The following is a 14,050-nucleotide window of genomic DNA, read 5'->3' as shown; positions in this document are numbered from 1 at the left end:
GGCGCCGCGATCTCGCCGAATGGGGACGCCGGAATGGCCGAGCAGCACAAGGCCGAGGCCCCGCCGCTCGCCAACGCGCCGCGGGTCCTCATCGTCGACGACGAGCCGCAGCTGCTGCGCGTGCTGAAGCCGGCGCTCGCCGCCGGCGGCTATCGGACGATCGAAGCGGCGAGCGGGCGCGAAGCCTTGAGGGCGATCGCCGCCCTTTCGCCCGACGCGGTGTTGCTCGACCTCGGCCTCCCCGATATGGACGGCAAGGAGGTGCTGGCGCAGGCGCGGGCCTTCTCCCAGGTTCCGATTCTCATCGTCTCTGCGCGCGACCGCGAGCAGGAGAAGATCGAGGCGCTCGACGCCGGCGCCGACGACTATGTCGAAAAGCCGTTCTCCATCGGCGAGCTGCTCGCGCGGCTGCGCGCGGCGCTGCGCCATGGCGCGCGCGACGCCGGTCCCGCCGCCGCCGAGGTCGAGAGCCTCGGCCTGCGCATCGATCTCGCCAATCGCGCCGTGACCCGCGACGGCGCGCCGGTCAAGCTCACCCCGAAGGAATACGACCTCCTCGCGACGCTCGCCCGCCATCCGGGCAAGCTGCTGACGCATAAGCAGATCCTCACCGCCGTCTGGGGGCCGGCGCATGGCGGCGACACGCAATATCTGCGCGTCTTCATCGGCCAGTTGCGGGCCAAGATCGAGGAGGATCCCTCCGCGCCGCGCCTCATCGTCACCGATCCCGGCGTCGGCTATCGTTTCGTCAAAGCGTAAAGGCGTCTCAGCCCGCCTTGCGGCAGACCCAGCGGGTGACATGCCCGCGCACGCCATAGCCTTCGTCGATCTCCACCTCGACCGCGCGGCAGACATCCTTGGCCGGCGCCGCGCGCAGCGTCGCCACCGCCGGGGCGGGCTCGGCCAAGGCCGGCGTCGCGACGCGGGCGATGAGCGCCTTGCCCGCTGCAAGACCAGCCACCATTGCGAGCAGCGCCAGCGAGATGCGCACAGCCGAGCCGGTCTGAACAGGCCGGGACGCGAATTCGGTCATTGCAAAGCTCATGATGTTCCCCCGGTCCCGCGCGGGCCTGGCCCGTCGTCATTTCGTCTCTGACCAGAGTTCTACGGATCGGGCGGGCCGGCCGCTGTGCGCCGGCGCACAGCGCGCGCGGCGCCGAGATTGCTTGCACCTAGGCAGTCTTTGGAACGGCTGTAAGCAGAGGAAGCGAGATGGAGGTCAGCGAAATCTTCGCCGTTTGCCACGTCAATGACGTCGCCAAGCGCAGGGCGGTCGGCTATGTGCTCGCCCGCATCAATGAGGAAGGGAAGACAGTCCCCTTTCCGATCATCATCGTACGTCATCAGGGCAAATATTACGCCTATGTGAATCGCTGCCCGCATCAGAATAGCCGGCTCGACTTCGAGCCGAAATCCTTCTTCGATCCCACGCAGCGATTCCTGCTCTGTGGCAAGCATGGCGCGCAGTTCGACATTCCGACCGGCGTCTGCAACGACGGCCCCTGCGTCGGCGCGGAGCTCGAGAAGGTCGCGCTGGTGATAGATCAAGAGGAGGTGTGCATCGCCGGCGTGCAGATCGCCGAGGAAGACGGCCTCGATCGCGAGGAGAAGGATCTCTATCCGGAGGTGGTGATCACTTCCGATTGAGCCCCCAGCACGCCTGATCGTCGCAGGTTCGGGGAGACCCGAGCCTGCGACTTCATGCGGCCGCAGCCGTTGCCGCCGCGTTCATGTTGCCAGCAATGTATAATCCAGAAATGTTTCGGTATTATTGGATATGCTATAGATAAATACGACGGCGATTGTAATCGAACGGTGTATCCGCCTGCCGAGGATCTGCATTTGTAAGGTTTGCATAAGGATACTATACGAAATTCCTGCGTCGTCCCCCTCGGGAAGGATACGCAGAATGACAATATCTAGCCTCAACTCCGCGAGCGCGCTAACCTCGCTCTATCAGCAGCAAAAAACCGACAAGGATGTCGAAAAAGCCATCGCCGATTCGGCGGCCCAGGCCGCTCAGACGGCCGGCGCAGCCGGCGCCACGCAGCCGGCGGGGCCTCCGCCCGATGCGGCGGGCATGGCCTCCTTTCGCAATTCCGCCTCCGATGGGCTGGCGGGCGTCCTGGCGCAGCTCGATTCTTCCTCGACGTCGAGCAGTCAAACGACGGACAGCAGCGATTCGTCCTTCGCTTCGACGGTCGCGACATTGCTGAAATCGGTCCAGTCCGGCGATACGGAAGCGGCGTCCGCCGCGGCGACGAGCTTGAAGACGCAATTGCAGGATCTGACCAGCGCGAGCGACTCCGACACGGCCGGGCAATCCGGCTTCCTGACCGATCTTCAGTCGCTCGTCTCGTCCGTGCAATCCGGCGACATGACCGGCGCTCAGACGACAGCGACCGAAATCGAGAGCCGGTTGAGCGCACCGCCGCCGCCGCCCACTGATGGCGGTTCCGGCTCGTCGAGCGGAACATCCGATTCGTCGTCCACGGAATCGTCTTTCGTCTCCGACCTCGCGACGCTTCTCGAGGCCGCTCAGTCGGGCGACTCTTCCGCCGCGAAGACGGCTGCGACGAGCCTCGACGGCGAACTCTCGACGCTTCTGGGAACGTCCACGGACGCGGAGACCAGCGACGCCTCGTCCTCGTCCTCATCGTCTTCTTCGACGATCATCGACGATCTGAAAGCGCTGATCGCGCAAGCTCAGAACGGAGACGCCAGCGCTACGCAAACGAGCGCCGACACGCTGCTGAAGGATTTGATGGGGCAGGGCTCTCGGCCCGCCTGAGGCCGTCGATCCGGCGGCGTCGTCGACGCCGCCGGACCAGCGCGATCAGCCGCGCACCGAAACCTTGCGGAACGGATTGTCGTGATTGGTCTGGAACACGTGACCGAATTCCGTCTTCGCCCATTCGACCGTCTCGGCCGGGCCGAATGTGACCGAGGTCACTGTGACAGGGAAGTCCTTGGTCGCCGAAACGCTGGCGAGCTTGATCTCCGTCGCGCCCGGGCCGGCCGAAAGATCGGCCACCGGCGTGCCGTCCGCCTTCGACAGGCGCGCCCAGCCGGGCGTGCCGATCGCCGTCGCGATCACCGTCGCTTCGGCGAACGACGGCGCGTCGCCGTTGAAGGCCGGAGAAGCGAAAGTGAAAGTCGCGAGCGCCTCGCTGCGGGTAATCACGTGATCCGGCCCCACCGGACGACCGGTCGAATACAGGACCAGTTTGCCGCCGTCGAGCGCCGCCTTGATATCGTCGAGCGTCGCCGACGCGAAAGCCTCCGCCAATCTCATATCGCCTACTCCTCCTTTGCTAGGCATGCCGGCTTTGCGACAAAAGCGACATGCGGAAAGGACTTTTGAACAAGCGATCGCAATTGTCGTGCCGAAAATCTCATGTTTAGGCGCGATGCGGGCGGGATAAAAAGCGAGCCTCGGGCGCGCGCGCTCTGGGCGCCGGATTCGGAAGGCAGGCCACCGCAGGACGAGTGGCGTGATTCAGCCGATTCGACAGGGCTGAAAGAGCGAGCCTGAAGGCTCGCGGTCCAAGCGCGGCCCCTGGACCGCGAGCCTTCAGGCTCGCTCTCGAGGCCCGTCAGTTTCGAACGGCAGCGTTCGATCGATCAGAATTCGCTCAAACGAAAGAATTCTAGAAAGCGCTCTGGCGCCCCTCCCTCGATCGAGAGGGAGGGGCGTCGGCGCCAATCAATAGATCGGGAATTTCGCCGTCAGCGCGTGGACCTTCTCCTTCACCGCGGCTTCCGTCGCGGCGTTGTCCGCCTCGCCCTTGGCGGCGAGCCCGTCCAGCACCTCGACGATATAGCCGCCAACCGTCTTGAACTCCGCCGTGCCGAAGCCGCGCGAGGTGGCGGCCGGCGAGCCGAGGCGAATGCCGGAGGTGACGAAGGGCTTCTCCGGATCGAAGGGAATGCCGTTCTTGTTGCAGGTGATATGGGCGCGGCCGAGCGCCGCTTCCGCCGCCTTGCCGGTCAGCTTCTTCGGACGCAGATCGACCAGCATCAGATGATTGTCGGTGCCGCCGGAGACGATGGCGAGGCCGGCGTCGACCAGCGTCTGCGCCAGCGTCTGGGCGTTGTCCTTCACCTGTTGCTGATAGGCCTTGAACTCCGGCTTCAGCGCCTCGCCGAAGGCGGCGGCCTTGCCGGCGATCACATGCATCAACGGGCCGCCCTGCAGGCCGGGGAACACCGCCGAATTGATCTTCTTGGCGATCTCTTCGTCATTGGTGAGCACCATGCCGCCGCGCGGGCCGCGCAGCGTCTTATGTGTCGTGGTGGTGACGATATGCGCATGCGGGAACGGCGAGGGGTGCAGGCCGGCGGCCACGAGGCCGGCGAAATGCGCCATGTCGACCATGAAATAAGCGCCGACGCTGTCGGCGATCTTGCGGAAGGCCTCGAAGTCCCAGATGCGCGAATAGCCCGAGCCGCCGGCGATGATCAGCTTCGGCTTGTGCTCGGCGGCGAGCGCCGCGACCTGTTCCATGTCGATGCGCTGGTCGTCCTTGCGCACCGTATAGGGGACCGGCTTGAACCATTTGCCGGAGAGGTTGACCGGCGAGCCATGCGTCAAATGGCCGCCCGCAGCGAGGTCGAGGCCGAGAAACGTGTCGCCCGGCGTCGCCAGAGCGAGGAACACCGACTGATTGGCCTGGCTGCCGGAATTCGGCTGCACATTGGCGAAGCCGCAGCCGAACAGCTGCTTGGCGCGCTCGATCGCCAGATTCTCGGCGATGTCGACGAACTGGCAGCCGCCATAATAGCGCTTGCCCGGATAGCCTTCGGCGTATTTGTTGGTCAGAACCGAGCCCTGCGCCTCGAGCACCGCCTTGGAGACGATGTTCTCGGAGGCGATCAGCTCGATCTCGTCGCGCTGCCGGCCGAGCTCGAGACCGATGGCCTTGGCGAGCTCGGGATCGGATTCGGCGAGCGGAGTAGAGAAAAAGCTGGTCTGGCTCATGTTTACCTCTGATGGCGAGCAAAGCGCCGGCGCTCCCGCGTCCCCGACGGGAAAGCCGATCGATCACATTCGGCATGGCGGTTTCGGGGGCGATAAGGCGCGCGCCCGGCCCATGCGGGACGAAACGAAATGTGAAGCCTGCCGCTTATCACGCCGAGCCCGGGGTGAAAAGAGCGGTCTTCGCGCTCGCTCTTCAGCTCTTATCGAATCGGGATGACGCGAGCCGCCGGCCACGGGCGGCTTCGGCTTCGGCGGCGCGCGCGTCGCCGAAGCCGTCCGAGGATCAATGCGCCGCCTTGTCGCTGCGGGTCGGGAGCACTTCGCGAAGGGCCTCGACCTCGACCCAGGCGAAGGCGCCGTTCGGGTCGGCGACGTCGATGCTGTTCTCGATGATCAGCTTGTCGCACAGCATCTGGCAGATGGCGGAGATCGGCGCGCTGGTGTCGTTTTCTTCCGTCATGCGATCGATGGAGATCTCGCCCTCTTCCTCGCCATCGACGAGATGCATGATGAACACTTCCTCGTGGCCATCGATGCCGTGCGCGTTCACTCTGAAAGTCTCGCCACGGTATTTGAATTCGCGGATCATGCGTGCCTTCCCTCTGCTTCCTGCCCTTAGGTTCCGTTTACGGCCCTGTCGCGTCGCTCGAGCGCCCATCGGTCCGTCGGCGCTCGCTCTCGCAATCGGCGAAGGTCCTATAGCGCAACCGCGACGCTTCGAAAACCTGCAGAAACGACCTTCCTCCGCCCTGCCGCCCCGTGGCGCGGATATGGGCGCGCCGAGACGCGAAAGTTTCGCTATGATCGGGGCCGAGACCGATCGAATTTTTAAAAAAGCTCGGCGGCGGCCGGCCGCGCCGCTTGTGAGCGAAGCTCCCGGGAGACGGATGATTTGACGATGCGACGCCTCATTCTCCTGCGCCACGCCAAGGCCGACGCCCATTCGGCGGGCGGCGACCGCCAGCGGCCGCTGACCAAGCGCGGGGAGGAGGACGCCCGCCGCGTCGGACGTTATCTCGCGGAGGAAGGCCTCGTGCCCGATTTCGCCGTCTCCTCCGACGCGCGCCGCGCCAAGCGCACGCTCGATCTCGCCCTCGCCGCCTTTCCGCGCGAGGTGGGGCGCAAGCTCGACGACGCGATCTATCTCGCCGATCCCGACCGTCTGCTCGACGTGCTGCGCGAGACGCCGCCCGAGACCGCGACGCTGCTCGCCATCGGCCACAACCCGGGCTTCGCCGATCTCGCCTGCGCCCTCGCCACCGACGGCGCGCCCGGCGATTTGTCGCGCCTGCGCTCGAAATATCCGACGGCGGCCTTCGCGGTGCTGGATTTTTCCGGCGACGACTGGACCGAGGTCGGCAACGCCGGCGCGCGTCTCGAGCGCTTCGTCACGCCCGCGGATTTGCGGGGCGGCGGCGACGAGCCGGATTGAGCGGCAAAGCCGCGCGAGGCTCTTGTTTTGCGCGTCGCTAGAGCGCTGAGCGAGCCTTAAGGCTCGCTGTTTCAGCCCGGTCGGATCTGAATCACGCTCGTGGGCGCTCTGCCTCGACAAGCCGGCCTCGGAGCGGCTTCGAGCAACGCCGATTCGGCTCATTGCACTTTAAGAGTGTAATCTTGACCATAGACACGTGAAAATCTATTGTTTGAAAGTGCGGTGGTTCATTTTCGAGGAGGCCCGGTTCTCATGATCGATCCGTCCAGCGGCGCGGCGCCGGTTTTCATCCTGTCATGTGAAAGATCAGGATCGACATTGCTGCGTATGATCATCGACACGCATTCGCAGATCGCCTGCCCGGCGCAAGCCTATCTCGGCCCAACCTGCCGAAGTCTGATCGACACGATCCGTTTTTCGGTCGGACAGCGTTTCGATGGTTCGGAAAGAGACCGTGATACGCAAATCCTGCAGGAGGTGCGCGCGATCGTCGATGGATTGATGCAACGCTACGCCGCGATGCGAGGCAAGCGCCTGTGGTGCGAGAAAACGACGCTGAATGTCGATTTCCTCGATATTCTGTCGAAAGTCTTCCCCGATGCGAGATATTTGTGTCTCTACCGCAATTGCATGGATGTCGTTCAGTCTTGTCTGAAGTTCAGCTCGCTCGGCTTCATGCCCGAGCTCGCTTCCTATGTCGCCGCCCAGCCGGACAATCTCGTGGCCGCCATGGCAGAGAGCTGGCTGGACAAGAATACGAAAATCCTGGATTTCGAAAGCGCGCATCCAGATCGATGCTTTCGTGTCGTCTATGAGGAAATGACCCGCGACCCCCGCGCCACACTGCCGCATATCTTCGCTTTTCTCGGCCTAGCTTGGGAGCCGAGCATAGTGGACAAGGTCTTTACCTCCGATCACGATCGTGGCGACGGCGACGTCAAAGTTCACTTCTCGGAGAAGATCAATCAGGACTCCGTCGGAAGAGGCCGCGCTATTCCGCTCGCCTCCGTCCCCGAGGCCTTGCGATCGCGCATCGACGGCTTGAGTGAAAAACTGGGCCAGGACACGCTCGCGCGCTTCTATGGCGGAGGAGAGCCGGGCGAGGCGGCGACGAAGGCCAGACCCGTCGACTTTCATGCGCTCGTTCGCGCGCGTCTGCCGATGAGCGATTCGGAACGGCGCGCCGGCCTGCGAGGCGTTTGTCGATTCGTCGTGGAAGGGGAGGGCGGCGACGCTTGGATCCTCGATCTGTCCGGACCGGAGGTCCTCGTGCGCGAGGACGCGGGCGACTCCGCCGATTGCACCATCGCCGTCACGCATCCGGCGTTTTGCGAATTGGTCGACGGGACGGCCACGGTCGGAGAGGTCTATGAACGTGGAGCGGTCAGCATTCAGGGCTCCACGCATCTGGCGCTGCAAGTGGGATTGTTGATGTTCGGTTGAGGACTGCGGGCGCGCGGTCGGTGTCGCCGTGCGCGCCACGTTCCGCAGGCTTTGTTCGACGTGAATCATGGCCGGCGACGGAGTTTCGCCGATGTGCGGAGCTCGGCGACGAAGCGCAAGCAGGTCCCGCTCTTCGTCGAATTGATCGACGCTTCGACGAGCCCGTTGTAAGGATTTGCGCGGTCTGACCGATCGCGTGATCCCGAGCCGCGACCGCGTCGCCCTACCCAAAACCGCGCCCGCAGGCTACATGAGGCGTCCCGCTCCTCTCAGCCCGAAACCGCCCGTGTCGCAGCTCTCCGACCTCCTCTTCGAGACCAGCGTCGCCGCCTCCAGCCTGAAGGATTATCTTTCGGGCGCGCGGCTGCGGCTCGGCGTCACCGGCCTGTCGCGCTCGGGCAAAACGGTGTTCATCACCGCGCTCGTGCATCAGCTCACCCGCGCCGTCGCCGCCAAGACGGCCGGGCCGGGACGCAAGTCGCTGCTGCCGGTGTTCCGCGTCGCCGCCGAGAACCGGCTCGTCTCCGCCCATCTCGATCCGCAGCCCGACGACGCCGTTCCCCGCTTCGCTTATGAGGAGCATCTCTCCGCGCTCACCGGCGCCGACCGCCACTGGCCGCAATCGACGCGGCGCATCTCCGAGCTGCGCGTCACGCTGCAATATGACCGCAAGGCCGCCGGCCTGATGTCGAGCCTGCGGCCGGGCCCGGCGCGGCTCGACATCGACATCGTCGATTATCCGGGCGAATGGCTGCTCGATCTGCCGCTGCTCGGCAAGACTTACGCGCAATGGTCGCGCGAGACGCTGGAGGCGGCTTCCGCCGCCGCCCGCGCCACCATCGCCGCCGATTGGCGCGGCGCCACCGCGCTGACCGATCCGCTCGGCAATGCGAATGAGGAGACGGCGCGCCGTCTCGCCGCGCTGTTCACCAATTATCTGCGCGCGGCCAAGACCGACCGCTACGCCCTCTCCACTTTGCCGCCCGGGCGCTTCCTGATGCCCGGCGATCTCGAGGGCTCGCCGGCGCTGACCTTCGCGCCGCTGCCCGTGCAGGAGGAGAGCGCGCCGCCCGCGGGCAGCCTCGCGGCGATGATGGAGCGGCGATACGAGGCCTATCGGACGCATGTGGTCCGCCCCTTCTTCCGCGACCATTTCGCTCGGCTCGACCGGCAGATCGTGCTCGTCGACGCGCTCGCCGCGCTGAACTCCGGACCGGCCGCGGTGCGCGACCTCGAGACCGCGCTCGCCGATGTGCTGACCGCCTTCCGCACCGGCCGCTCCAGCCTCGTGTCGACGATCTTCCGCCCCAAGATCGACCGCATTCTGTTCGCCGCCACCAAGGCCGATCATCTGCATCACACCAGCCACGACCGGCTCGAGGGCGTGCTGCGCCATCTCACCTCGCGCGCCATAGAGCGGGCCGAGGGCGTCGGCGCGACCATAGACGTCATCGCGCTCGCCGCGGTGCGCGCGACGCGCGAGGCCATCGTCAAGCATGATGGCGAATCGCTCGCCGCCATCGTCGGCACGCCGATCGAGGGCGAGCGCATCGGCGACGACGTCTTCGACGGCGTGGCGGAAGGCGCGATCTTCCCCGGCGAGCTGCCCGCCGATCCGCGCAATGTGTTCCGCGGCGACGCGCTCGCTCTGCCGGAGGACGACGCCGATTTCCGCTTCCTGAAGTTCCGCCCCCCGGTCGCCGCGCTCGGCCGCGACATGGAACCCATGCCGTTGCCGCACATAAGGCTCGACCGGGCGATGGAGTTCCTGTTCGGCGACCGCCTCGGCTGAGGCGTGGCCCTGTTTCAAATCATTCCAATTCTCGCTTGGCATTCTCGAATTTCAAATTATTCTAAACAAGGGCGCTGCGGCCGGCCCAGCGGCGCCGGCGCGGACGCCCCAATGCGATTCATCCAGGGAGATGAGTTATGGCTACGCTCAAGGGCACCAAGACCGAGCAGAATTTGAAGGACGCCTTCGCCGGCGAGAGCCAGGCGAATCGTCGCTATCTGTATTTCGCCCAAAAGGCGGATGTCGAAGGCCACAACGACGTTGCGGTCGTGTTCCGCTCCACGGCGGAAGGCGAGACCGGCCATGCGCATGGCCATCTCGAATTTCTCGAGGTCGTCGGCGATCCGGCCACCGGCCTGCCGATCGGCAAGACCGAGGATAATCTGAAGGCCGCCGTCGCCGGCGAGACGCACGAATATACGGATATGTATCCGGGCTTCGCGCGCTCGGCCCGCGAGGAGGGTTTCGAGGAGATCGCCGATTGGTTCGAGACGCTGGCCAAGGCCGAGCGCAGCCACGCCGGCCGTTTCCAGAAGGCTCTCGACGAGCTGAAATAAGACGCGACGCTCCGGCGGCCGCAAAGGCCGCCGGACTCTCCGCCGTCAGAACCGCCTTGCGCGCAAGAGCGAGCCTGAAGGCTCGCGGTCCGAGCCCGCCCCTGGACCGCGAGCCTTCAGGCTCGCTCCACCGCAGGCTTCGAAGCGAGAACATCCGACAAGGCAGGAGCGACATGAGGGAAGGCGGTCTCGAGGCGCCCTTCAGGCGTCCGCTGGATTGGGAAAATCCGGATTTCACCGACGAGGCGATGCTCGACGCCGAGATGCGCCGCGTGCTCGACATCTGCCACGGCTGCCGGCGCTGCTTCAATCTGTGCGATTCCTTCCCGCGCTTGTTCGATCTCGTCGACGAGTCGCCCAAGGGCGAGCTCGAGACCGTCGCCAGCAAGGATTTCAAGCAAATCGTCGACGCCTGCACGCTCTGCGACATGTGCTTCCTGACGAAGTGTCCCTATGTGCCGCCGCATGAGTTCGATCTCGACTTTCCGCATCTGATGCTGCGCTATCGCGCCGTCGAGGCGAAGAAGAACGGCGTCGCGCGCGCCGATCGTGAACTGGCCGAGACGGATCGCAATGGCGCGCTCGCGACGAAGCTCGCGCCCCTCGCCAATTGGACGACCGATCGCGCCCATAAAACCGCGCGCAATGTGCTGGAGAAGGTCGCCGGCCTGCATCACGAGGCCGTGCTGCCGAAATATTCGGGAAAGACGCTCGAGGCGCTGGCGAAAGAGACGCCGGTCGAGGTGAATCGCGCGGCGCCGGGCTTCGGCCGCAAGGCGGTGATCTACGCCACCTGCTTCGGCGAATATAACAACCCCGCCGTCGGCCTCGCCGCGCGCGCGGTGCTGGCGAAGAACGGCGTCGAGACGAAGATCGTGCATCCGCATTGCTGCGGCATGCCGCTCTTGGAGCAGGGGCTGATCGGCGAGGTCGCGGCCTCGGCGAAAAAAGTCGCCGCCGCCTTCGAGCCCTTCATCGACGAGGGCTATGACGTGATCGCGCTGGTTCCCTCTTGCGCCTTGATGCTGAAATTCGAATGGCCGCTGATCGTCACCGACGACGCGAAGGTGAAGAAGCTCGCGCAATCGACCTTCGATCTCAGCGAATATGTGGTGGGCGTCGCCCGCAAGGAGGGGATGGCCGAAGGGCTCGCGCCGATCGAGGGCGGCGTCGCCTTCCATGTCTCCTGCCATTCGCGCGCGCAGAACATCGGCCAGAAGGGCGCCGAGCTGCTGCGTCTCGTGCCGCAGGCCGATGTGCAGGTGATCGAGCGCTGCTCCGGCCATGGCGGCGCCTGGGGCTATAAGACGCAGAATTTCACGACGGCGCTGAAGGTCGGCAAGCCGGTTGCGCGTTCGGCGGCGGGCGCGGGCAAACGCTATCTCGTCTCCGAATGTCCGCTGTCGGGCCCGCATATCGAGCAGGGCGTGGAGCGGCTCGGCGGCGAGGAGCCAAAGCCCGAGCTGCTGACGCATCCGATCGAGCTGCTCGCCCGCGCCTATGGGCTCGTGTAAGCTCGCGGCGCATTAGCCGTCATTGCGAGCGAAGCGAAGCAATCCAGAGCCGCAGGGCGAGTCCTTTGTCGCTTCGCCCACGCGACGTCGAAGAAGGGGAGCGATCGACATGGCGCCAAAGCACGACATCTCCGTCGCCGATCTGCTGCCGCCCGAAGACTATGCGAAGATTCGTGTGGAGAGCCGCAAGCGCATCGCCGCGCGAAAGCGCAACCGCCGCGTCGAGGTCGGGCCGTTCGTCACCTTTCACTTCGAGGATTTCGAGACGATCTGGCTGCAGATTCAGGAGATGATTCATATAGAGAAGGGCGGGCTCGAGCAGGCGCCGAGCGAGATCGCCGCCTATAATCCGCTCATTCCGAAGGGCCGCGAGCTGGTGGCGACCTTCATGATCGAGATCGACGAGCCGCAGCGCCGCAAGCGCGTGCTCGCGACGCTCGGCGCGATCGAGGAGACCGCCTTCATCGAGGTGAACGGCGAGCGCATCTTCGGCGCCGCCGAGACCGATCAGGACCGCACCAGCGCCGAGGGCAAGGCGAGCGCGGTTCAATTCGTGCATTTCCCCTTCACCGACGCGCAGGCCGCGGCCTTCCGCGAGCCCGGCGCGCGCGCGCTGATCGGCTTCACCCACGCGAATTACGGGCATATCGCCGTGATGCCCGAAGCGGTGCGCGCGGAATTGGCGCAGGATTTCGCCTGACGGAGCGTGCGGCTCCTTCGAGCGCCGCGACGCTCGGCTAATCCCCGAATCGTGACGCGCGACTCCTTCTCCCGCAGGGCGCACGGCTGTCCGGGGAATGAGTCGATAAGTCGCGGGCGCATGCCTGGTACTTCCGAAGGTTTCGGGGTATTTTCCGGTTGTCGAGACTGGAAAATAAAGAACCAGACATGCGCTTCCAGAATAGCGTTTTTGTCGACTTGCTCAAGCCGATCGATCGTCGCGCGTTCGGCCAAATCGTCGCGCGCCACAAGGGCGACGCCTACGACAAATCCTTCAAGAGCTGGGATCATCTCGTCGTCCTGATCGCCGCTCAGCTCGGCGGCGAAACGAGCCTGCGCAGCCTCGAGGCCGCCTTCAACGCCAACAGCGGCTCCCATTATCACCTCGGCGTCCGCAGGATCGCCCGCTCCACCCTCGCCGAAGCCAACGCACGCCGGCCCGTCGGCGTCTTCGCCGATCTGTTCGCGCGCCTCTCCTGCGAACTCGACCGCAGAACCCGGCGCGACGGCGCAGAACTCCTGCGCCTCATCGATTCGACGCCTATCCCGTTGAGCAAATTCCACGACTTCGCCCGCTCGAACGGCCGCATCCACGGCATGAAGATGCACGTCGTCTACGATCCCGGGGTCGACCGCCCCTTCTGCGTCGAGGTCACGCCCGCCAATGTCAACGATGTCGAGATCGGCAAGAAGACGCCGATCGAGGCCGGCGCGACCTATGTCTTCGACAAGGGCTATTATGATTTCAAATGGTGGAGGGACATTCACGAGGCCCGAGCCTTGTTCGTCACGCGCCCCAAGAGCAACACCCGCCTCGCCGACCTCGCGGATCGGGAGATGCCGCAGACGCGCGGCGAAGGCTACACCGTGCTCAGGGATTGCGAGGTCGAGCTCGCCAGCAAGGGCGACTCGAAACTGCCCATGCCGCTGCGTCGCCTTCATATTCAACGCGATGCGCTGAAGGACGGCAAGCCGCAGCTGATCGTCGTGATCACCAACGACATGACGCGTTCGGCGGTCGAGATCGCCGCGCTCTACAAGGCGCGCTGGGCCATAGAGCTGCTGTTCCGCTGGATCAAGCAGCATCTCAACATCCGCAAGTTTCTCGGCGAAAACGAGAACGCCGTGCGGCTGCAGCTGATCGCGGCGATGATCGCTTTCGTGCTGCTGCGCATCGCCGCCCACCGCCACGATATCGAACTCGCGCATCTGCGGTTCTCGGAGCTCGCCGGCAGGTTTCTGTTCGAGCGGCGACCGATCGACAGACTCGAACGGCCGCCGCCCAAATATCAGGCCGCGCGGCGGCGCATATCGCCGAGGCAGCTGGAGCTCGCCTATGCCTGATTTTCCCCGGACAGCCGTGCGCAGGGCGGGAGAAGGTGGCCTCGCGAAGCGAGGTCGGTTGAGGGAGCCTCAGAATGCGCGCCGACGAGGGGGCCGCCGAGGACTCGCGCAGCGCCGAAGGACCCTCATCCGACCCGGCTCCGCCGGGCCACCTTCTCCCACAAGTGGGAGAAGGGCGCGCTCCGCTTGACAAGTGCGGATTTAATTCCTATTCTCTCCCTCGCTTCCGCCGCATGGGACGCCTCCGATGGGTCGGAGGCGTCGGCG

The 14,050-nt window shown here is 65.2% G+C and carries 14 protein-coding genes; 10 read left to right on the top strand and 4 right to left on the bottom strand.

Features of this window, described 5'->3' with window-relative positions; translation table 11 throughout:
- Positions 1 to 33 precede the first annotated feature (33 nt).
- The gene (locus CQW49_RS06400; RefSeq protein ID WP_003614513.1) at positions 34 to 759 is read left to right on the top strand and encodes a response regulator transcription factor; all 726 of its coding nucleotides are present in this window, start codon (positions 34 to 36) and stop codon (positions 757 to 759) included.
- Between the two features lie 7 nt (positions 760 to 766).
- On the opposite strand, the gene CQW49_RS06395 is transcribed toward CQW49_RS06400, so the two are convergent.
- A complete protein-coding gene (locus tag CQW49_RS06395; protein WP_244441333.1) occupies positions 767 to 1,033 on the bottom strand; it encodes a hypothetical protein in 267 nt (88 codons plus the stop codon).
- A gap of 179 nt (positions 1,034 to 1,212) precedes the next feature.
- On the opposite strand from CQW49_RS06395, the gene CQW49_RS06390 reads away from it, so the two are divergent.
- Positions 1,213 to 1,647, top strand: a complete 435-nt coding sequence (locus tag CQW49_RS06390) for a Rieske (2Fe-2S) protein (RefSeq protein WP_003614515.1) — start codon at positions 1,213 to 1,215, stop codon at positions 1,645 to 1,647.
- A 262-nt stretch (positions 1,648 to 1,909) separates the two neighbouring features.
- On the top strand, positions 1,910 to 2,791 hold the full coding sequence (locus CQW49_RS06385; RefSeq protein WP_003614516.1) for a hypothetical protein: 882 nt from the start codon (positions 1,910 to 1,912) through the stop codon (positions 2,789 to 2,791).
- A 45-nt stretch (positions 2,792 to 2,836) separates the two neighbouring features.
- On the opposite strand, the gene CQW49_RS06380 is transcribed toward CQW49_RS06385, so the two are convergent.
- From CQW49_RS06380 to CQW49_RS06370, 3 genes are all read right to left on the bottom strand, one after another.
- A complete protein-coding gene (locus CQW49_RS06380) occupies positions 2,837 to 3,295 on the bottom strand; it encodes a hypothetical protein (protein ID WP_003614518.1) in 459 nt (152 codons plus the stop codon).
- A gap of 411 nt (positions 3,296 to 3,706) precedes the next feature.
- Positions 3,707 to 4,981 carry a serine hydroxymethyltransferase gene (gene glyA / locus CQW49_RS06375; RefSeq protein ID WP_003614520.1) on the bottom strand — a complete coding sequence of 425 codons (1,275 nt, stop codon included), beginning with the start codon at positions 4,979 to 4,981 and terminating at the stop codon, positions 3,707 to 3,709.
- A 283-nt stretch (positions 4,982 to 5,264) separates the two neighbouring features.
- Positions 5,265 to 5,570, bottom strand: a complete 306-nt coding sequence (locus CQW49_RS06370) for a hypothetical protein (protein WP_003614522.1) — start codon at positions 5,568 to 5,570, stop codon at positions 5,265 to 5,267.
- A gap of 309 nt (positions 5,571 to 5,879) precedes the next feature.
- Here CQW49_RS06370 and CQW49_RS06365 point away from each other — a divergent pair, with 309 nt between their 5' ends.
- The 7 genes from CQW49_RS06365 (at position 5,880) to CQW49_RS06335 (ending at position 13,783) form a co-directional block, all read left to right on the top strand.
- Positions 5,880 to 6,413 (top strand): SixA phosphatase family protein, encoded by a 534-nt coding sequence (locus CQW49_RS06365; RefSeq protein WP_003614524.1) that lies wholly within the window; start codon positions 5,880 to 5,882, stop codon positions 6,411 to 6,413.
- Positions 6,414 to 6,665: 252 nt separating this feature from the next.
- Entirely contained in the window at positions 6,666 to 7,856 is a 1,191-nt protein-coding gene (locus tag CQW49_RS06360) for a sulfotransferase (protein ID WP_003614525.1), read from the top strand.
- A 286-nt stretch (positions 7,857 to 8,142) separates the two neighbouring features.
- On the top strand, positions 8,143 to 9,648 hold the full coding sequence (locus CQW49_RS06355) for a YcjX family GTP-binding protein (protein WP_024749939.1): 1,506 nt from the start codon (positions 8,143 to 8,145) through the stop codon (positions 9,646 to 9,648).
- Between the two features lie 137 nt (positions 9,649 to 9,785).
- Entirely contained in the window at positions 9,786 to 10,205 is a 420-nt protein-coding gene (locus CQW49_RS06350; protein ID WP_003614530.1) for a rubrerythrin family protein, read from the top strand.
- Positions 10,206 to 10,378: 173 nt separating this feature from the next.
- Positions 10,379 to 11,719, top strand: a complete 1,341-nt coding sequence (locus CQW49_RS06345) for a heterodisulfide reductase-related iron-sulfur binding cluster (RefSeq protein WP_003614533.1) — start codon at positions 10,379 to 10,381, stop codon at positions 11,717 to 11,719.
- Positions 11,720 to 11,828: 109 nt separating this feature from the next.
- Entirely contained in the window at positions 11,829 to 12,419 is a 591-nt protein-coding gene (locus CQW49_RS06340) for a DUF3501 family protein (RefSeq protein ID WP_003614535.1), read from the top strand.
- A gap of 188 nt (positions 12,420 to 12,607) precedes the next feature.
- Positions 12,608 to 13,783, top strand: a complete 1,176-nt coding sequence (locus CQW49_RS06335; protein WP_024749364.1) for an IS4 family transposase — start codon at positions 12,608 to 12,610, stop codon at positions 13,781 to 13,783.
- Positions 13,784 to 14,050: the final 267 nt, after the last annotated feature.

The organism is Methylosinus trichosporium OB3b (assembly GCF_002752655.1).
Lineage (GTDB): Bacteria > Pseudomonadota > Alphaproteobacteria > Rhizobiales > Beijerinckiaceae > Methylosinus > Methylosinus trichosporium.
This window is presented reverse-complemented; position numbering and strand designations above follow the sequence as displayed.